The organism is Paenibacillus oryzisoli (genome assembly GCF_001653565.1).
In the GTDB taxonomy this organism is placed as follows: domain Bacteria; phylum Bacillota; class Bacilli; order Paenibacillales; family NBRC-103111; genus Paenibacillus_E; species Paenibacillus_E oryzisoli.
The window spans coordinates 270,011-288,503 of the sequence record NZ_LYPB01000073.1 but is presented as its reverse complement, the minus strand read 5'-3'; the positions used below and the strand labels follow the sequence as shown (position 1 = coordinate 288,503).

At 46.1% G+C, this 18,493-nt stretch carries 18 protein-coding genes; 10 read left to right on the top strand and 8 right to left on the bottom strand.

Translation table 11 applies throughout. The features are described from left to right. Positions 1-30 precede the first annotated feature (30 nt). Positions 31-456 carry a pyridoxamine 5'-phosphate oxidase family protein gene (locus A8708_RS19520; RefSeq protein WP_068666442.1) on the top strand — a complete coding sequence of 142 codons (426 nt, stop codon included), beginning with the start codon at positions 31-33 and terminating at the stop codon, positions 454-456. Positions 457-610: 154 nt separating this feature from the next. Beyond that, a complete protein-coding gene (locus A8708_RS19515; protein WP_068666441.1) occupies positions 611-2,113 on the top strand; it encodes an IMP dehydrogenase in 1,503 nt (500 codons plus the stop codon). Between the two features lie 85 nt (positions 2,114-2,198). On the opposite strand, the gene A8708_RS19510 is transcribed toward A8708_RS19515, so the two are convergent. The 3 genes from A8708_RS19510 to mnmL form a co-directional block, all read right to left on the bottom strand. Then, on the bottom strand, positions 2,199-3,164 hold the full coding sequence (locus tag A8708_RS19510) for a type I phosphomannose isomerase catalytic subunit (protein WP_068666439.1): 966 nt from the start codon (positions 3,162-3,164) through the stop codon (positions 2,199-2,201). Positions 3,165-3,236: 72 nt separating this feature from the next. Then, the gene (mnmM, locus tag A8708_RS19505; protein WP_068666437.1) at positions 3,237-3,809 is read right to left on the bottom strand and encodes a tRNA 5-(aminomethyl)-2-thiouridylate-methyltransferase MnmM; all 573 of its coding nucleotides are present in this window, start codon (positions 3,807-3,809) and stop codon (positions 3,237-3,239) included. A gap of 100 nt (positions 3,810-3,909) precedes the next feature. Then, on the bottom strand, positions 3,910-4,869 hold the full coding sequence (mnmL, locus tag A8708_RS19500; protein ID WP_068666435.1) for a tRNA modification radical SAM protein MnmL/YtqA: 960 nt from the start codon (positions 4,867-4,869) through the stop codon (positions 3,910-3,912). A gap of 187 nt (positions 4,870-5,056) precedes the next feature. On the opposite strand from mnmL, the gene A8708_RS19495 reads away from it, so the two are divergent. Together A8708_RS19495 and trmB are read left to right on the top strand one after the other, a co-directional pair. Next, positions 5,057-5,704 (top strand): WGxxGxxG family protein, encoded by a 648-nt coding sequence (locus tag A8708_RS19495; RefSeq protein WP_068666432.1) that lies wholly within the window; start codon positions 5,057-5,059, stop codon positions 5,702-5,704. 154 nt (positions 5,705-5,858) lie between these two features. Then, the gene (gene trmB / locus A8708_RS19490; RefSeq protein WP_068666430.1) at positions 5,859-6,623 is read left to right on the top strand and encodes a tRNA (guanosine(46)-N7)-methyltransferase TrmB; all 765 of its coding nucleotides are present in this window, start codon (positions 5,859-5,861) and stop codon (positions 6,621-6,623) included. A 63-nt stretch (positions 6,624-6,686) separates the two neighbouring features. On the opposite strand, the gene A8708_RS19485 is transcribed toward trmB, so the two are convergent. Together A8708_RS19485 and A8708_RS19480 are read right to left on the bottom strand one after the other, a co-directional pair. Further along, the gene (locus A8708_RS19485; protein WP_068666428.1) at positions 6,687-7,814 is read right to left on the bottom strand and encodes an MGDG synthase family glycosyltransferase; all 1,128 of its coding nucleotides are present in this window, start codon (positions 7,812-7,814) and stop codon (positions 6,687-6,689) included. A gap of 3 nt (positions 7,815-7,817) precedes the next feature. Further along, positions 7,818-8,351, bottom strand: a complete 534-nt coding sequence (locus tag A8708_RS19480; protein ID WP_068666426.1) for a phosphatase PAP2 family protein — start codon at positions 8,349-8,351, stop codon at positions 7,818-7,820. A gap of 689 nt (positions 8,352-9,040) precedes the next feature. On the opposite strand from A8708_RS19480, the gene A8708_RS19475 reads away from it, so the two are divergent. The 4 genes from A8708_RS19475 (at position 9,041) to rplT (ending at position 11,655) form a co-directional block, all read left to right on the top strand. Then, a complete protein-coding gene (locus A8708_RS19475) occupies positions 9,041-10,276 on the top strand; it encodes a glycosyltransferase family 2 protein (protein WP_068666424.1) in 1,236 nt (411 codons plus the stop codon). 227 nt (positions 10,277-10,503) lie between these two features. Then, positions 10,504-11,004: a translation initiation factor IF-3 gene (infC, locus tag A8708_RS19470; RefSeq protein ID WP_056609101.1), complete on the top strand. Its 501-nt coding sequence runs from the start codon at positions 10,504-10,506 to the stop codon at positions 11,002-11,004. Positions 11,005-11,035: 31 nt separating this feature from the next. Continuing rightward, the gene (gene rpmI, locus A8708_RS19465) at positions 11,036-11,239 is read left to right on the top strand and encodes a 50S ribosomal protein L35 (RefSeq protein WP_068666422.1); all 204 of its coding nucleotides are present in this window, start codon (positions 11,036-11,038) and stop codon (positions 11,237-11,239) included. 56 nt (positions 11,240-11,295) lie between these two features. Continuing rightward, on the top strand, positions 11,296-11,655 hold the full coding sequence (gene rplT, locus A8708_RS19460) for a 50S ribosomal protein L20 (protein ID WP_028553998.1): 360 nt from the start codon (positions 11,296-11,298) through the stop codon (positions 11,653-11,655). Positions 11,656-11,739: 84 nt separating this feature from the next. On the opposite strand, the gene A8708_RS19455 is transcribed toward rplT, so the two are convergent. From A8708_RS19455 to A8708_RS19445, 3 genes are read right to left on the bottom strand one after another with little or no spacing between them, the layout of a single operon-like run. Beyond that, positions 11,740-12,843 carry a GerAB/ArcD/ProY family transporter gene (locus tag A8708_RS19455; protein WP_068666420.1) on the bottom strand — a complete coding sequence of 368 codons (1,104 nt, stop codon included), beginning with the start codon at positions 12,841-12,843 and terminating at the stop codon, positions 11,740-11,742. Between the two features lie 28 nt (positions 12,844-12,871). Beyond that, positions 12,872-14,104, bottom strand: a complete 1,233-nt coding sequence (locus tag A8708_RS19450; protein WP_167355905.1) for a Ger(x)C family spore germination protein — start codon at positions 14,102-14,104, stop codon at positions 12,872-12,874. Between the two features lie 24 nt (positions 14,105-14,128). After that, positions 14,129-15,658 carry a spore germination protein gene (locus A8708_RS19445; protein ID WP_068666416.1) on the bottom strand — a complete coding sequence of 510 codons (1,530 nt, stop codon included), beginning with the start codon at positions 15,656-15,658 and terminating at the stop codon, positions 14,129-14,131. A 521-nt stretch (positions 15,659-16,179) separates the two neighbouring features. Here A8708_RS19445 and ilvB point away from each other — a divergent pair. Beyond that, positions 16,180-17,925 carry a biosynthetic-type acetolactate synthase large subunit gene (ilvB, locus tag A8708_RS19440; protein ID WP_068666414.1) on the top strand — a complete coding sequence of 582 codons (1,746 nt, stop codon included), beginning with the start codon at positions 16,180-16,182 and terminating at the stop codon, positions 17,923-17,925. Continuing rightward, positions 17,922-18,410, top strand: a complete 489-nt coding sequence (ilvN, locus tag A8708_RS19435) for an acetolactate synthase small subunit (RefSeq protein WP_056609108.1) — start codon at positions 17,922-17,924, stop codon at positions 18,408-18,410. The genes ilvB and ilvN overlap by 4 nt, the downstream gene beginning before the upstream one ends. The last annotated feature ends 83 nt before the right edge of the window (positions 18,411-18,493 follow it).

Below are 18,493 nucleotides of genomic sequence, written 5' to 3'. Positions count from 1 at the left end.
AGCAATTTCAGACTGAGAGGAGAGCTAACTATGATCGAAACGAAAAAGTCACAACTCGAAGAACAAATCATCGGCGTGCTGAGCGCCAACCAGGTGTGCTCCTTTGGGACAATTGACGGTAACAAGCCAAAGGTGCGTTATATGGCATTGTTTCACGATGGGCTCACGATTTATTTAGCGACGAATAAGAAAACAGATAAAGTGGAGGAACTCCAAGAGAATCCCCATGTGCATATCCTTGTGGGATATGATGGTAAGGCTACGCCGAACATTTTGCAAATCCAAGCGACGGCCAAGATCTCTTCGGACAATGCGCTTCGCGAGAAACTATGGAACGATGAGATGAAGGAATGGTTTGATGGACCGCATGATCCTAACTATGTCGTAATGGACATTTCGCCGTCCTATATTGAATACTCGAGTAAGGATTCTGAACCTCAAATTTGGACGAAATAACGCCAACATGTAGCCAATTGAACATTTCCCTAAAAAATCCATTGACCACAGGTAAGGTTCAGTGATAAGATTATAAAAATTTACCTATGGATCAATCGAGTGAGAGACTTTGAGGAATGCTCAAAGATCCCTAATATTAGGAGGAAAATGTAAAGTGGCTACGTATTATATGGAACCATCGCGTACGTTTAGTGAGTTTCTGTTGATTCCTAACTTGACGACGAAGGCATGTACACCGGCGAATGTAAAGCTTAAGACTCCGCTAGTCAAGTTTAATAAAGGTGAGGAACCTGCGATCTCACTGAATATCCCGTTTTCTTCTGCTGTCATGCAAGCCGTATCCGATGATGGAATGGCTATTGCGTTGGCGCGTAGTGGCGGGATTTCGTTCATTTTCGGCTCCCAGTCGATTGAAGAGCAAGCACAGATGGTGCGCAAGGTAAAAGGATACAAGGCTGGTTTCGTTGTAAGCCGCTCCAACCTGAAGCCTGAGCAAACCCTAAGTGATGTGCTAGCTTTGAAAGAAGAAACAGGGCACTCCACGGTTGCAATCACTGATGATGGCACAGCGAACGGCAAATTGCTGGGAATCGTAACAGGCCGTGACTATCGCAAGAGCCGCGATCCGTTAGAACGCAAAATTTCGGAGTTCATGACCCCGTTTGAGAAATTAATATATGGTAAATCCGGTATCTCGCTTTCGGAAGCAAATAACTTGATCTGGGATCACAAGCTGAATTGCTTGCCCGTTGTTGATGGCAATGGGAATCTGGATACGCTGGTTTTCCGCAAAGATTATGATGAGCACAAAGAGAATCCGATGGAGCTGCTCGACAAGAATAAGAGCTACATTGTTGGTGCGGGGATTAACACGAAGGATTATACGGAAAGAGTTCCTGCGCTTGTTGAAGCGGGCGTAGACATTCTGGTGATCGATTCTTCTGACGGTTACAGTGAGTGGCAGCATGAAACGGTGCAGTATGTGAAACAGAACTTCGATGTGAAAATCGGTGCAGGTAACGTTGTTGATCGCGAAGGTTTCCGCTACTTGGTAGAGTCAGGTGCTGACTTTATTAAAGTGGGGATCGGCGGCGGTTCCATCTGTATTACGCGGGAGCAAAAAGGGATTGGCCGCGGCCAAGCTTCCTCTGTGATGGAGGTTGTCGAAGCGAGAGACGAGTACTTCAGAGAAACAGGGATCTATGTTCCGATCTGTTCCGATGGTGGTATCGTACACGACTACCATGTGACCCTTGCTCTGGCGATGGGCGCTGACTTCGTTATGCTGGGCAGATACTTCGCTCGTTTCGATGAGAGTCCAACTCGTAAGCTGAAAGTTGGCAACAATTTCGTGAAAGAATATTGGGGCGAAGGTTCCAATCGTGCACGTAACTGGCAGCGTTATGACACTGGCGGCAAGAGCAAGCTTCTGTTTGAAGAAGGCGTAGATTCCTACGTTCCTTATGCGGGAAGTCTGCAAGAAAACTTGGACAAGACGCTGGGTAAAATCAAGTCCACCATGTGCAACTGCGGTTCTTTGACGCTGGATGAATTGAAGCAAAATGCAAGAATCGCGCTCGTATCCGCAACTTCACTCGTTGAAGGCGGAGCACATGACGTGATCCTGAAAGAAAGCAGCCTTACGGAAGAACACTAAGATCGTTCCATAAAATAAAAGCTCTCTGATAGCCCCGAGCGGGTACAGTCAGAGAGCTTTATTTATGTTAGGCTACAAATAAGTTTTAAGGCAAGTAACTACGAATCACCGTCATGCTGCCCTCAAGGGAATAGCTGCCCAAATCAGCAGGAAGCAAGAAGCAGTCGCCTGGCTTCGTCGCAATTTGGCCGTCTGCCCATTGCAACGTTCCGTTGCCTTCTGCGATAACAAGAATAACGAAGCTTTCTGGCGTTGTAGTAAGTTCCCACTGCGGGCCTACAAGGCCTTTTTCCACGGTGAAAAAAGGAGAGGATGCGAGCGTCAACCATTTCCCTGCTTCGGCTATATCGGTTTTCATGCGCGTGGAACCTGAACCTTCGTACGCGATCACATTAAGGGAATCCTCGATGTGCAGTTCACGCATTTTGCCATCCAAGCCTGGACGGTTGTAATCATATAAACGATACGTTGTATCGGAGTTTTGTTGAATTTCTGCTACAAGTACACCCGCGCCTAATGCGTGAACCGTACCGGCAGGTATGTAAAAGGAATCGCCAGCTTCGACAGGAACTTCTTGCAAGCAGTCCATAATGCGGTTCTCCGCAATCGCTTCTGCAAGGCTCTCCCGTGTTACGCCTTCTTTCATGCCATATATAATTTTGGCGCCTGGCTTCGCATCGAGAATATACCACATTTCTGTTTTGCCAAGTTCACCCGCCGCGAGATTCTCGTAGTGATCGTTGGGATGAACCTGCACAGATAGATCGTCTTCACAGTCAAGCAATTTAATTAAGAGTGGAAAACGGCCATTTTTCTCTGAGAATCCTTTAGTGCCGAACAAGGTTTTGCCGTATTTCTCACGAATTTCGTCCAAGCCTAGGCCAGCCAATTCGCCGTTGATCACTTTCGTCGTTCCGTTCGGATGATCGCCGATCATCCAACCTTCTCCGATCGCGCCTTCCGGCAGTTCAAAACCGAAGCGTTCGAGGGTTCTGCCTCCCCAAACGCGTTCTTTCATTTCAGGTTGAAATTGTAACGGGTATGATTTCAAAACAATCCCTACTTTCCCCTAGTCTATTCTATCATTCTGTCATTTATACCACTCTAGCATTATATCATGCGGCTATCTTTTTTCTAGAGCCAAGAGATACGGCGCAGAGGCGCTGCGATTGGCAAATTGATACCGCAGCACTTGAACTGCTGCGAGTGGCAGCTGAGAAGCCCAACGCTCGACCGCTGCGGCTTCTTCAGACCCGCCATCGTGCCCGCTGTACAGCACGATGGTCACGATTCCGCCTTTGCGCAGCAGGCGGAGGGCGGCTTCAAGAGCAGGTATCGTCGATGCCTGCTCGGTGATGATGGCCGTATCGGCTCCCGGCAGGTAGCCGAGATTGAAGGTGACCGCGGCGACTTTGCCGTGGCGGTCTTGCGGCACCGCCGCTTCCATGAGCGCATGGCTGCATAAGCTCATGTGCACGTGGGCGTCTGGCAGTTCCTTCGCCAGACGCTGCTCGGTTTGATCCAGCGCGGCCTGCTGGATATCGAAGCCGTAGACGCTGCCGCGGGCGCCTACGAGCTTCGCCATGAAACAGGCGTCCACGCCTGTGCCGAGCGTGGCATCGATGACAGTATCACCAGAGGCGACACGTTGGCCGATTAATTGGTGTACATAACTCAGAACTGAAACGAATCCCATGTGTAGAGTGCCTCCAGTGATTGCTTACTAACGCATTTCTCGACAATTTCCCAGGAAATATGGAACGAGAGGACGCTGGTTGTACAGAATCTAGCTGATATTAGCTTTCTTTCCCCGACCAATACTTCCCTTGCCACGTATTTCTCTCCGTGAGTAATTTATCAAAAGCGTTCAACACTTCCCACTTTTTGAGGCTCCACATAGGGCCGATAAGAAGATCCCGCGGGGCATCTCCTGTGAGGCGATGAACGATCATCTCTGGCGGCAATATCTCCAACGTATCAACGATCAGCTTCACGTACTCATCCTTCTCTAAGAACTGCAATAAACCAGCTTCATACTGCTTGACCATCGGGGTTTTGCGCATGAGATGGAGCAAATGAATCTTGATGCCTTGCACGTCCATTTGAGCAACCGCCTTGCCTGTATCCAGCATCATGCCATGGGTTTCGCCAGGCAAGCCATAAATAATGTGCGCACACACGCGAATATTATGTTTGCGCAGCTTAGCTACAGCATCGAGATAGCATTGTGTATCATGAGCGCGATTAATCAGCACCGAAGTGGATTCATGCACGGTTTGCAGACCCATCTCAATCCATAAATAGGTGCGCTGATTCAATTCCGCGAGATATTCAATAACATCATCTGGCAAGCAGTCTGGCCGCGTAGCGATAGAAAGACCAACGACACCAGGTTGTTTCAAAATCTCTTCATAGTATTCTCGCAACTCTTCAACGGGTGCGTAAGTATTCGTGTAGGCTTGGAAATAGCCAATATAGCTGGCTTCCGGCCACTTCTGATGTTGAAGGTCACGGATCTTGTTAAACTGTGTGACAAGATCATCGCGGCGACTTCCAGCGAAATCTCCTGATCCGCGTGCAGAGCAGAACGTGCATCCGCCAGTTGCAATATTGCCATCGCGGTTCGGACAAGTGAAGCCAGCATCGAGCATGACTTTGAATACTTTTCCTCCGAAGGCATCCCGCATTTCATAATTCCATGTATGGAAACGTTTATCACCCCAAAGCTGAGGCGATTCCTGAATCATTGTAGACATAAGACATGTATCCTTTCTTTCTGTTGCTTCACTTTCAATCTTTTATTCATGCTTCAACCTATATTGTAGCGAAATTTACACATGAAAGCGACCCCTGCCTTTCCAACAAGTACCCCAATAAAACCTCTCCTTAGCGAGCATGATAACCTTGCACCACAATTACGAGCTGAGAGGGGAAATGGACTACATGAAAAAGTTTCGTACAATAACTTTGGCGGTAGCATTGACAACAGCTTTAAGTATGGGGGCAGCAGGGGTTCAGGCTACGCAAATGGATACAGGAAATGCGACCGGAACGGGATCACCAATTGGGACATTGGGGACAGGGACAACGGGGACTACGACATCAACGGGCTATACCGGCAGCAACTATGACGCCACTTCGCCAGGAATGGGGCTGGGGACAGGCGTCAGTTCTTCACCAAATTTTAGCGGGAACGGAACGAACGGTGTTTATAATGGGAATTTAACGACTCCTAACACGTATTCGGGCTATGGAACAACAGGGAGAGGGACCGGCATTATGGACCATATCAATGGCTATGGAACGAATCCGGTTGAAAAAGGGGCCAACGCGGTTGAGAGAGGTGTTGAACGCGGGGCCAATGCGATTGAGCGAGGTGTCGATCGCAGTGCGAATATGGTTGACCGAATGAGTACGAAAAGCCTTAGCACAACGCCATCAGGCAATTATGGGACTAATTCTTACCGTGCTAAGTCTACAACAGATACTTCGACTAAAAGTATGAATTGGGGTTGGTTAGGTCTAGTAGGTTTATTAGGCTTAGCGGGGCTGCGCAGCAATAACAGTCGGAGAGACGAAAGCTACAAATAACATTGACTAAAAGCGAAGCATGTAAGCACCTTCCATTCGGAAGGTGTTTTCTTTCATTCTTCCATCGGTTTACTAGAGGAAAGCTTTGATTTTTTTTATAGAATCGTCTATGATTTGTATTCGATAGCATGTACGTGTAGGAGGCAAATGAATAATGCGTTTACGGGGCAGAAAAGGTATCAGAGAAGATATAGAACGTCAAAAAGAACTCGTTGTACTAAATGCCAAGGATTATAAGGGTAAATGGGCCGAGTTGTTCGGAAATAATAATCCTATTCATGCTGAGCTTGGTATGGGCAAAGGGCGCTTTATCAGTGAAATGAGTAAAAAGTATCCAAACATCAATTTCATTGGTGTCGATATGTATGATGAGTTGATTCGGAAAGCAAGCGAGAAAGCCAAGGTTGCTCATGAAATTACCGTGGAAACTGAAGAGGATGCCGTGCTAAGTATCCCAAATCTCAGATTGATGCTGTTCAATATCGAACATATTGAAGAGGCTTTTGCTGAAGGTGAGCTAGAGCGCGTATATTTGAACTTTAGTGATCCGTGGCCGAAGAAGAAGCATGCGCGCAGACGTCTAACGCATCCGGGATTTGTTGCTAAATATCAACAAATTTTGAACGCCAAGGGTGAAATTCATTTGAAAACCGATTCGCAATCCCTATTTGAATTCTCATTGAATTCATTTGCGGATATGGGACTAAGAATGCGTAATATTTCGCTGAATCTTCACGTGGATGGCATTCATCCTGATCATGTGATGACGGAGTACGAAACGAAATTCGCGGGGCAAGGCATGAACATTCATCGCTGTGAAGTTGTGATTGGACAAGACGCATTGTCATCACATCAAGAGCAGTTGAAGCAAGCGGCGGCAACCGCTTTAGCTGCTGAAGCCAAAGAATCAGCCGAATAAGCATGAATAAAAACAGACGAATCGCTGTTGCTCAGGAGCAGCAAGGATTCGTCTGTTTTTATTTTAACCTAATAGTTGGAGAATGACTTCCGATCCATCACCCGCAGGCAAGTGACTCTTCCTTTGCTGATTGGAAAGGCGCTTGGCCTGCACATCCCCATAACGACTAGCCAGCATGGTCAGCCAGTGAGAGATGGTATCCGCGGATCGAATCGATTCTCCGAACCCATGTTTAGTGAAATAATCCACGTTCTCTTCCTCTTGGCCTGGGATAGGATCATAAAATAACATGGGAATCGATTTGGCTAGACCTTCTGAACATGTCATCCCGCCTGGTTTCGTTACGAGCAGGTCGGAGACTTCCATCAACTTGCCAATCTCTTGTGTAAATCCAAGGAGATGAATATGAGGATGTTGATACCGCGGGTCTGCAGCGAGTTTGGAGATGGCTTTGTGGTTATGTCCTAAACAGAAAATAAACTGAATTCGTTCTCTCCAAGCCAATAAATGTTCACTCAATGAATCTCCGCCGATGAGTCCCCAACCTCCACCCATTACCAATACAGTAGGCTTCGATGAAAGATTGAATTGCTGTCGAATTAAAGCTCGATCATGGACTTCTCTGAAGCTAGGATGCACTGGAATCCCCGTAATTTCGACATGCGCGGCCGCGATGCCATGGACAATAAGTTTATGTTTCACATCTTCGGAAGATACCATGTATTTATTCACCTCAGGGCTGACCCAAGTCCCGTGAACATCGTAGTCGGTGATTACGGTGCAGAGAGGGATATGCAAGCCAGCTCTTTTCAATCGCGAAACAACGACGCTGGGAAAAGGATGCGTACAGACGATGGCTTGCGGTGCCCAATGTGTAATCATAGCTGCTGTTTGCGCATAGAAAATGCGATGAAGGGCGAGCTGCGTCAAGGGATTCAATGATTTCTGATATTGAGCTCGGTACAGGCGACCATACCATTTGGGCTGTGCAGCAATAGTTTTCTTATAAGCGCCGAGAATCCAAGGTGCCAGCGTAGGATGGAGGAAAGAGCCGAGTTCCACAACACGGGTTTCAATGGTAGAGCAGCGCTGTTCTAAGCTGCTGGCCAGTGCGAAAGCAGCTTGCGTATGGCCGGCACCGAAGCCCTCAGATAAGATAAGCACTCTTCTTTTGCGCGATACATGTTCCATGTTTTACCCCCAGAATGCGACTGTCACTATGGATACCGTTGTTCCAATCATGCAACCTACGATACAATCCGATGGATAATGAAGTCCCAAGTATATCCGCGATACCCCGACAACGAGGGCAATAGGGATTAGTGCGAGTCCAAGCAGAGGGAGAGCATATACACAAGGTATAATAACGGAGAAAATAGCGGTGGTATGCCCAGAAGGGAAAGAATGATCGGTTAGTGGGTTTTTATGTGTAATGGTTTGAGGATGGACAAGATAAGGGCGAAGTCTAGGATATCTCTTTTTCATAATGGCAACAGGGATATGGCTAATGGTTAAAGCCAGCAGTGCTTGTAGTCCAGCTATACGCAGCGATCCTTGCCCGAAACAGGCTAAGCATGAAGCGATCATAATGGATGCTGTGGCACCGCCCAAATGGGTGATTCTTGTAAAGAATTGATCAAGTAATTGATGTTGGATACGTTGATTGACGAAGTGGAATAGACGTGTTTCATGATCTTGAAGCCAATGGACAACTTTGCTGTTGCTCATGAGGAACCGCCTCCTTCAAACTTAGAAATACTCGCTAACTATATTGTACGAAGGGTTTATTAGTGGAGGATTAACTGGATGATAAATATACATAAAAGTATTTTAATGTGGCACTAATCTGGCGTTAACATTTGTATGCTAGGATGGCATTTATCTGCGATCAGGCTCAGGTAAGTTCCTACTATATGTCTTCTAGTGTTTCCGAAATTTGGGGTGAATATCCCGTATCGACTGGGGGGGGGTTATGTCCTATTTGCGAACGACGGACTATTAGAGACTGTGTAATGCGAATGTTGTTATGGTGGTTAGAGCTATCCATTTACAGGGGATTTGAGCAAAAGTTGTCAGCGAATAGCGGAGTAATTTATAATAAAGACGTCACCACACAGAAAAGGCAGTGTTCGTCTAAATGGTGAACTTTTGGTACACAATATATGAAAAACGATGAAAACAAGACATTTTCGACCCGATTTCAAGCTCATGCTCTATTCGGTGTGTGCGAACCTCCCAAATTTCAAAGAACTGACGCTTTTTCGAAGTTTGCAGACTTTGACAAACTGGAGGAAAGAGAGGAGAATCAGAAACGATTGTTTCACCGTTAGTCTGTTAACATGAATGACTTGTACATAAAAGCGCCAGGCATACAAAAAGATAGCTGACGTGCACAAAAAAAAGGGGGACTTTGCTTCATGCTAGACAAGATTATGCTTACCGTTCAGGTTTTCTTGGCATTGATCGGTGCGTATCAGTTGTTTTTAACGTTTTTTGGTTGGTATCGTCCCAAGAACAAAAAGATGTTTGCTCCACAGAAATCGTTTGCTGTATTGGTTGCTGCTCATAATGAGGAACAGGTTGTCGGGGCTTTGATTGAGAATCTGAAGACGTTGGATTATCCGAGAGAGATGTATGACATCTTCGTGATTTGCGATAACTGTACGGATAACACGGCTGACATTGCTAGGCACCACGGGGTGTATGCGATGGAACGGCATAACCCGAACCTGAGAGGTAAAGGGTATGCGATTGAATGGATGCTCAAAGAGTTATGGAAGCGTGAGCGTCAGTACGATGGAATCGTGATGTTTGATGCGGATAACCTCGTTAGTCCAGATTATTTGATTCACATGAACAATGATCTGTGTTCAGGTTCACGCGTGATTCAAGCTTATCTAGATACCAAAAATCCGAATGATTCATGGATCACAGGTTCGTTTGCGATCTCGTTCTTCTATGCGAACCGTTTTGTCCAAACGCCGCGTTCCAATCTAGGGCTTGCCAATTACCTTGGCGGGACGGGCATGTGCTTTGACTCCGCGCTGTTAAAGCAAGTTGGCTGGCGGGCTACAAGCTTGGTTGAGGATCTTGAATTCTCCATGATGTGTGTGCAAATGGGGATTAAACCTACGTATAACTACGATACGCGTGTCTATGATGAAAAACCGTTAACGTTCAGTGCTTCTGCTAAGCAGCGTCTGCGTTGGATGCAAGGTCACTTTGAAGTGGCGAAGCGTTTCTTCTTCCCATTGCTGTGGCAAGGCATTAAGACGGGCAGCTGGGTGAAAATTGACGCGGCGATCTATTCGGCGAATGTATACAACTTCTTCTTCGGTGCCATCCTAACGGTTATGCTGTGGATTCAATCCATGACTGATCACGGCACAGCTAATTCAGCACTGGTTCATGTCAACCCTGTGCTGATCAATTCAATCAGCTTGGCGATCTATGTGCTGCTTCCGATGGCGATGTTAGTTGAAAAGGCAAACAAAAAGACTTATAAGTACTTGCTGCTTTACCCGATTTTCATGCTGTCTTGGTGGCCAATTACGTTCTATGCGTTCTTCACGCAAAACAACAAGCAATGGAGCCACACAGAACATACACGTGTTATTCGATTGGATGAAATGAAAAGTAAACAAGTGAGTTGACTTTTCTAGAATGAGATGATATTATATTTCGAGTAAAGCAGAAGCGCCCGCTTCTCACCTGACTAACGTTGGCGTTGGCTGGTTTGAATGAATCATCATGTACATTCAATAGGTTTGTCTTAAACCTGTTATTGATGAAGATGTGGGCCCACTGTGCCCGCATCTTTTTTATATTTGGAAGAGAGTTACATACTTTATGGAGGTGGAACACGATTAGCAAAGACCATATGATTAATGACGAGATTCGTGTGAAGGAAGTACGCCTTATCGGGGCGGATGGAGAACAACTTGGTATTACACCAATTCGCGAAGCTCTTCAAATTGCACTTGACGCGAACCTTGATTTAGTAAACGTTGCACCGACGGCGAAGCCGCCTGTCTGCCGCATTATGGATTACGGCAAGTTCCGTTATGAAACACAGAAGAAAGAAAAAGAAGCTCGTAAGAATCAGAAGATTGTGGATATCAAGGAAATTCGCCTGAGTGCGACGATTGATGAACATGACTTCCAAACGAAGCTTCGCAACGCAGTTAAGTTTCTTGGTGAAGGCGATAAAGTCAAAGCTAGCGTTCGTTTCCGTGGTCGTGAGATTGCGCATTCGGAGATTGGTCGCAAAGTGCTTGAGCGCCTTGCTACAGAGACTGCTGAAATCTCCTCACAGGAGCGTGCTCCTAAGCTTGAGGGAAGAAGCATGATCATGATCTTAACGCCAAAAGCGACAACTTAGGCGAGTATACTAAATTAGGAGGAACAACAACATGCCGAAAATGAAAACACACAGCAGCCTGAAAGGCCGTTTCAAAATCACTGGCACAGGCAAAGTGATGAGATACAAACAAGGTAAGAACCACTTGCTTTCTGGTAAATCATCCAAGCAAAAACGCGTATTGTCCACGAACCCAGTCATGGCTCCTGGCGATGTACGTCGTCTGCAACAACAATTGTCCCTTATCAAAGGTTAATCGTTATTCAGCTTAAACACGGAACATCATTTATATATCCCAGGAGGTAGTTCACAATGGCAAGAGTCAAGGGCGGATTTATTCGCGCTCACCGTCGTAAGAAAATTTTGAAATTAGCAAAAGGTTATTTCGGTTCCAAACACCGTTTATTTAAAACAGCTAAAGAGCAAGTAATGAAGTCATTGGTATATGCATACCGTGACCGTCGTCAAACAAAACGTAACTTCCGTAGACTTTGGATTACTCGTATCAATGCAGGCGCTCGTCAAAACGGCTTGAGCTACAGCAAATTGATGCACGGCCTTAAATTGGCTGGTATCGAAGTTAACCGTAAAATCTTGGCTGACCTAGCTGTGAATGATTCCAAAGCGTTCAACGATTTGGCAACAGCTGCAAAAGCGAAAGTAAACGCGTAAGCGATACGATACGTTTAAGAGCTTGTCCCCATTAGGGGGCAGGCTCTTTTTGTTGTATCATGCGGAATTGCCGTAGGAACGAGCTCAGATGTCTGATGAAGCTTGAGGAGACGGGAGTTTCCGAAATCGTATCACGATGAACATGAAGAGGGGGATGACCACTTGAAAAAGTGGGTATAGCTTCACACTAAACTTAAGCCCTAGCCAAACGTGTACCGAGTAGTTAGGTTCAAGAAATGAAGAGGCAAAGATCAAGCTGCCCACGATAACGAGCCAGGTGGCTTTTCGCAAGGAAGGGAAAATATGAGCGAAAGCATAAACAGCTCCCCAGAAAAAGGTTGTCATTTTGACGAATAAGCCTAGAAAGAGCAGTAACGTGACGAGAACATCTAGCCGCTCGAAGATATCGCCAACCTCAATAAGCTGGACAGTTTGCAGGAAGGGTAGCGTGCTGTTATCAGCTAGTGTAGTACCGAGTACGGTAATGTTGATGCTATTCATGATGATTAAGAAGAGAGAGACGATGGTGTATGCCGTAAGACTCAGTTTTTTTACCTTTTTTTGCTCAGGCAGCATATGCCAAATCATGAAGAAAATAATGGTTTGTCCGAAAGGGAAAGAGACCATATCTGGAAAAGCTGCACGAAGGACGGGTTTAAAGCCATTCTCTAGGATGGGCAACAAATTATCGAAGTGGATTAAATCAGCGATACATATGAGGAAAATAAGCAAACCATAACTGATCGCGATGACTGGCAGCAGCGCTTCTGTTACCCGAAATAAGGTATCGACTCCCATCAAGATGGCATAGGAAGCTAATAATAGGATGATGAACATGGTAATGTATTTTGGCGTGGTGTTCAGTAGGGTTAAGTTCGTGATTTCTCCGAAATCACGGACGTTTCTCATGGACTCATAGGCAAAATAAATTGCAAAGAGAACCCCGAGGATGCTGCCGGCAATTTTGCCAAAACAGATCCGAAGGAGCCCGATCAAGTCCTGCTCTGGAACACGTCGTTGTAGGGTTACGCACATGAGCAATAAGAAGAATCCAGCTAAAGCTGCTGCCAACATGGCAAGCCAAGAATCCTGCTTCGCACCGCCCCCTAGTGCGAACAGGGGGGTGCTCCCGATTTCGAAAAGGATGATCATAACAACGAGTTGATAGTTCGTAATGCGATCTTCCATGTCCCTCGGTTCCTCCTCATATAACGGATTACTCAGCTGAATCTTTGGTCATTTCCGTGAAGGATTTGCCGCTCATGCCGATTCTTGCGATTTTTACCTTTACGTGTGATTCGAATTGCAGTTGTGCGAAGTGCTCGTCCCAATTCGGTTTTATCTGTTTCCAATAGGTAGGATCATGCTTATGAATGGTGTCTGCGAAATGAAACACATCAAGATTTTTTTTCACAGCTGCCTGAAAGGATTCCGTCATAAGACGTGTAATTTCCGCACCTGCTACTTGCTCAAAAGCATGCAGGTCTTTCGGTTGTGTAAGGTCATTCGAGCAGGCATTCTCATTAATGGTACCGACAGTATTTACGTCGACATGCATAATCAAGCGCCCGTCGGTAGTACGAATAGGTTTCATTTTGGTTGTGCTGCGATCGACTCTCAGGGCTGCTTTGACGTCCATACTGCCTGGCGTACAGCCAAAATACAAAGTTGTCCGTTTGATTGTATTTCGAATCCAACTCATGCCATATTCTTCATGGGGAGTGAACCATCCCGCTAGTTTATCCTTTTTGAATACAGCACTCCTGCCTAGTCTAAGCTTATTGCTAAAGAACGTTTTTTTGAGCGTAGCAATCGTATTGTTCTCGCCTTCACCTGAAATGACAATTTCCGGTACTATTGTGTAGGGAGCATCACTAGCAATCCCCATCATCAGTTGATATATGGAAACTTGTTTGAAATTCGAGCCGTTCATATCCTCGTTATGGATCATGTTCTTAATGGCGGCGCCTGGTACTTTCTCTAGAGGAACAATTTGCTCAAGAATCTTTCTTCCTTCACCGCTCGTAATCAATAAACCAACAGTTTCCCGTGAATCTGAATTGCGCAAATAAACATCTAAGAGCTGGGATATGCCTTCTTTAGCGGCATTTTCTCCGATCACGATCACACGATTGTGCGCAAAAAAAAGCGATCTTGGCATCTCTAAGCTCGATTGCTGGACAGCCCCTCGGATCGAACTGCCGCTTGTAGAGAAGACCATGACGGGCGCTTGCTGCCCAGGGCTCCCTCCCGTGTTCGGGTTAGCGATGGATTGTGGGATAACAACCTGATAAGACACGGTCCACACCTTCCCGTCCCAATCGATGGCGGTCGCTGAGGTAATAGCCAGTTGATTCAGTTCTTTTCGATCCCAGCAGCCTGTTAGCAGCAGACAGCATAAACTGAGGATCATCAGACATGGTACGTGGCGATTGAACTTCTGATTCAAGTTGATATCCTCCGAGAGCATGTCTTAGAAGCGATCTTTATTAGGCGGAGAGGGTTTGTCATAGGGCTTTGTTCTCGTTGTGTTCGAGCGAGTAAACGGACGTAAGCCTATTAACCAACGCGGAACCCGTAACAAGGTATCTTTGAATGAGCTTACTGCGAGTGGTGCCAGAGGTGTCAAATAAGGAACACCAAAGGAACGCAGCGAAGCCAAGTGAATTAAAATGGCCATACAACCAGTCAAGATGCCGAATAATCCAAAGGAGCCCGCCAACAACATTAACCCGAAACGAATTAATCGTGCGGCAACAGCCATATTCAGTGCTGGTGTGACGAAGTTGGATATCGCTGTAAAGGATACGATGATAACCATGGCGGCAGACACTAACCCGGCTTGCACAGAAGCTTGTCCAAGTACAAGTGCTCCTACAATTGAAATGGCGGATCCGATTACCCTGGGCATACGTACGCCTGCTTCACGTAGCACTTCGAAGGTGACTTCCATGAGCAGCGCTTCTAGCAAGGCTGGGAAAGGAACACCTTCACGCTGTGCGGCCAAGGAGATGAGCAACGTCGTTGGCAGCATTTCTTGATGAAACGTCGTGATTGCGATATAGAGCGACGGAAGCAGCATCGAGACGACAAAGGAAATATAGCGAATAGCCCGAATGAACGTTGCGATATCAAAGCGTTGATAGTAATCCTCACTCGATTTTAAAAAGCTAAAGAAAGTAACGGGCGCTTGTAAAACGAAAGGCGTGCCATCGACAAGGATCGCAATCTGACCTTCGAGGATACCTGCGGCCACCGCATCAGGACGTTCTGAATTCATGATCGTAGGAAACGGGGAGTAGGTCACATCCTCGATATATTCCTCAATAAATCCGCTTTCTAGAATACTGTCCGTATCAATTCGTTCTAATCGCGATGTTGCTTCAAGAAGGACCCTTTCATCGGCAATGCCTTCCAAATAACAAATGATAACTTCTGTTTGGGTATATCGGCCAATGAACAAGGAGATGAATCGAAGATCAGGAGATCTAATTTTTCTCCGAATTAAAGAGGTATTCGTGCGAATATCCTCCGTGAAGCTTTCCTTGGGACCGCGTACGACGGTTTGGGTTTGTGGTTCTTCAATGGCTCTCTTATCCCACCCTGAAGTGCCGGCGATGATAACCTCGTCATAGCCATCCGCAATCAGGATGGTATTGCCCCCTAGAAGGGCAGTGAGGACAGCGGTTCCTTCCTTGCTCAAGGTTAGTTCACTGATGGTAATCGCCTGGCACAACAAATCATGGAAGCAGATATCCTGCTGCCAATAGGAGGCATTCTCATGAGCGCTAAGGAGCGGTTTTGAAACGTGTTCATTCAGAATATCATTTTGGACAAGTCCATCGATGTAAAATAAACCAACGCTATTCGTATCAGGATATACGCCAATTTCTAGTTGTCGATAGTACACATCTGAACTTTTGCCTAATCGATCTTGAAGCCATTTGACGTTATCTTGCAGCGATGTTGTCATGGGGAAAGGGACTTGCAGAGACGTCTTCATTGTTGGCCTCCTCAGAACTTTCCATAGAATTGGTATTATCTTCTCTCACTTTCCATTGTTTTATTCGATCTACCTATTGACTATTGGCTTTGGGATGCATATAATAATCTTTAATCATATTTGATATGGTGAAGCATACGAATGAATCGCTATGAAGAGGAAGAAGTAATAAGGGCACTTATGCGCAGAGAGCGTTGGACTTGCTGAAACCATCGCCTTAATCCCTTACGTACGAAGTCACCTCGGAGCTGTTTTCCTGAAACATGCGGATTGCCTGCACGCAGTAGGGAGAACCGGAAGAGCACACGTTATCGTGCTGAGGGCAATGTTCGTTCATGAACGTTCCTGCTAAGGTTATGTGCTGTGAAGCATATAGCAAATTTGGGTGGTACCACGGAAGCTTAAACCCCTTTCGTCCCGTTGAACACGTGTAATGCGTGTCCGGGATGAACGGGGTTTTTCTTATTTTCATGGCATGGTAAGACTTAGACACGAATTGACTTTTCGAGAGGAGGATCACAATGAATGTTCAAACTGAACCAAAACGCTCTAAAGAAGAACTAATTGAGAAGCTAACGCAGCCAGACCTGATTACAGGCTCCGAGATTTTGCTAAGAAGCTTATTGCTGGAGGGTGTGGACTGCGTCTTTGGATATCCAGGCGGCGCTGTATTGTACATCTATGATGCAATGCATGGTTTTGATGATTTCAATCACTTATTGACTAGACATGAGCAAGGCGCTATTCATGCAGCTGATGGCTACGCTCGTTCAACTGGCAAAGTTGGCGTATGTATCGCAACTTCCGGACCGGGGGCTACGAATTTAGTCACAGGTATTGCTACAGCATATATGGATTCTGTTCCTCTAGTTGTTATTACAGGTAACGTGGCAACGAACTTCATCGGTACGGATGCTTTCCAAGAGGCTGATATTACAGGTATTACAATGCCGATCACGAAGCACAGCTATTTGGTAAGAGACGTTAATGACCTGCCGCGTATCATTCACGAAGCATTCCATATTGCGAACTCAGGACGTAAGGGCCCGGTTCTCATTGACATACCAAAGGATGTCTCCGCTCATAAAACGATATTTAAACCTGCAAAGGATGTAAGCATTCGTGGTTACAACCCTACGGTACAACCGAATAAGCTGCAAGTTGATAAGCTGATCAAAGCCATCGAAGAGGCTGAACGTCCAGTCATCATTGCAGGGGGCGGCGTTGTTTATGCGGATGCTTCCAAAGAATTAATTGAATTTGTTAATAAAACACAGATCCCTGTGGCAACAACGTTGCTCGGTTTAAGCGGCTTCCCAAGTGCACACGAGCTTTGGCTCGGTATGCCAGGGATGCACGGAACGTATACCGCAAATACAGCGATCCAGAATGCAGATCTATTGATTTCGATCGGTTCCCGTTTCGATGATCGGGTGACGATGAATTTGAATGGTTTTGCTCCAAAAGTAAAAGTGATCGCTCATATCGACGTAGATCCGGCTGAAATCGGCAAGAACGTGAAGACGGATATTCCATGTGTTGGTGATGTGAAAGCCGTTCTAGAGTATGCCAATACGAAAGCGAAACCTGCGAACAACGCAGCATGGATCGCTGAGCTGCAAGAGAATAAAGTGAAATTCCCGCTTAAATACGGCGAAACCGAAACAGAACTTAAGCCGCAATTCGTTGTTGAAATGATCAGCGAAACAACCAATGGTGAAGCGATCATTACGACAGACGTTGGTCAGCATCAAATGTGGGCCGCGCAATTCTATAAATTCAAAAACCCACGCTCTCTAGTAACATCAGGCGGACTAGGGACAATGGGCTTCGGATTCCCATCCGCGATCGGTGCACAAATGGGGAACCCAGATAAACTAGTTGTTTCCATCAATGGAGACGGCGGCGTTCAGATGTGTGCGCAAGAGCTTGCGATCTGTGCGATCAATAACATTCCGGTTAAAGTTGTTATTATCAACAACCAAGTGCTTGGAATGGTTCGTCAATGGCAAGAGATTATTTATGAGAATCGCTATAGTCACATTGACTTGGCAGGAAGCCCTGACTTCGTTAAGCTTGCAGAAGCTTACGGCGTAAAAGGTTTGCGTGCAACGACGAAAGAAGAAGCGAGAAGAGCATGGCAGGAAGCACTCGATACACCGGGGCCTGTCGTTATTGATTTCGTCGTACCGAAGGGCGAGAACGTGTTCCCAATGGTTAAGGCCGGCGATACAATCAGTGACATGTTAATGGGGGATTCGGAATGACAACAAAACATACAGTTTCCGTACTCGTAAACAATCAGCCTGGTGTCCTGCAACGTGTTTCTGGTTTGTTTGGGCGCCGCGGCTTTAACATTGAAAGCATCACCGTAGGAGAGTCCGAGGAAAACGGACTTTCCCGGATGGTTATCGTAACCACGGGTGATGACAATACATTGGAGCAAATCTCCAAACAATTGTACAAGTTGATTGATGTAATCAAGGTAGTAGATCTGAGCTCCAACCCAATGGTAGCCAGAGAACTCGCACTTATTAAAGTTAATGCTGAACCAATTATGCGTCCAGAAATTCTTGGCATCGTTGAAACGTTCCGCGCAGCGGTCGTTGATATTGGCCCAGCTTCATTAATCGTGCAAGTTGTCGGAGATTCAGATAAAATAGATGCTATGGTCGAATTACTTCGTCCTTATGGCATTCGTGAGCTTTCCCGTACGGGTGTTACCGCGATGATTCGCGGTTCGGTTAAATAATTTTTTACTAACAAAAAACCAAGTGTTCTACCAGCAATAACTTCTCCTTGAGTGGGGGTTTCAGCGATGTACCACGGTAAATC

What these genes read in the sequence shown, in the direction of transcription:
- A8708_RS19520 (WP_068666442.1), top strand. Translation starts at nt 31, where the DNA reads ATGATCGAAACGAAAAAGTCACAACTCGAAGAACAAATCATCGGCGTG.
- mnmM (WP_068666437.1), bottom strand. Translation starts at nt 3,809, where the DNA reads ATGGGATTCGTTTCAGTTCTGAGTTATGTACACCAATTAATCGGCCAA.
- mnmL (WP_068666435.1), bottom strand. Translation starts at nt 4,869, where the DNA reads ATGTCTACAATGATTCAGGAATCGCCTCAGCTTTGGGGTGATAAACGT.
- A8708_RS19495 (WP_068666432.1), top strand. Translation starts at nt 5,057, where the DNA reads ATGAAAAAGTTTCGTACAATAACTTTGGCGGTAGCATTGACAACAGCT.
- trmB (WP_068666430.1), top strand. Translation starts at nt 5,859, where the DNA reads ATGCGTTTACGGGGCAGAAAAGGTATCAGAGAAGATATAGAACGTCAA.
- A8708_RS19485 (WP_068666428.1), bottom strand. Translation starts at nt 7,814, where the DNA reads ATGGAACATGTATCGCGCAAAAGAAGAGTGCTTATCTTATCTGAGGGC.
- A8708_RS19480 (WP_068666426.1), bottom strand. Translation starts at nt 8,351, where the DNA reads ATGAGCAACAGCAAAGTTGTCCATTGGCTTCAAGATCATGAAACACGT.
- A8708_RS19475 (WP_068666424.1), top strand. Translation starts at nt 9,041, where the DNA reads ATGCTAGACAAGATTATGCTTACCGTTCAGGTTTTCTTGGCATTGATC.
- infC (WP_056609101.1), top strand. Translation starts at nt 10,504, where the DNA reads ATGATTAATGACGAGATTCGTGTGAAGGAAGTACGCCTTATCGGGGCG.
- rpmI (WP_068666422.1), top strand. Translation starts at nt 11,036, where the DNA reads ATGCCGAAAATGAAAACACACAGCAGCCTGAAAGGCCGTTTCAAAATC.
- rplT (WP_028553998.1), top strand. Translation starts at nt 11,296, where the DNA reads ATGGCAAGAGTCAAGGGCGGATTTATTCGCGCTCACCGTCGTAAGAAA.
- A8708_RS19455 (WP_068666420.1), bottom strand. Translation starts at nt 12,843, where the DNA reads ATGGAAGATCGCATTACGAACTATCAACTCGTTGTTATGATCATCCTT.
- A8708_RS19445 (WP_068666416.1), bottom strand. Translation starts at nt 15,658, where the DNA reads ATGAAGACGTCTCTGCAAGTCCCTTTCCCCATGACAACATCGCTGCAA.
- ilvB (WP_068666414.1), top strand. Translation starts at nt 16,180, where the DNA reads ATGAATGTTCAAACTGAACCAAAACGCTCTAAAGAAGAACTAATTGAG.
- ilvN (WP_056609108.1), top strand. Translation starts at nt 17,922, where the DNA reads ATGACAACAAAACATACAGTTTCCGTACTCGTAAACAATCAGCCTGGT.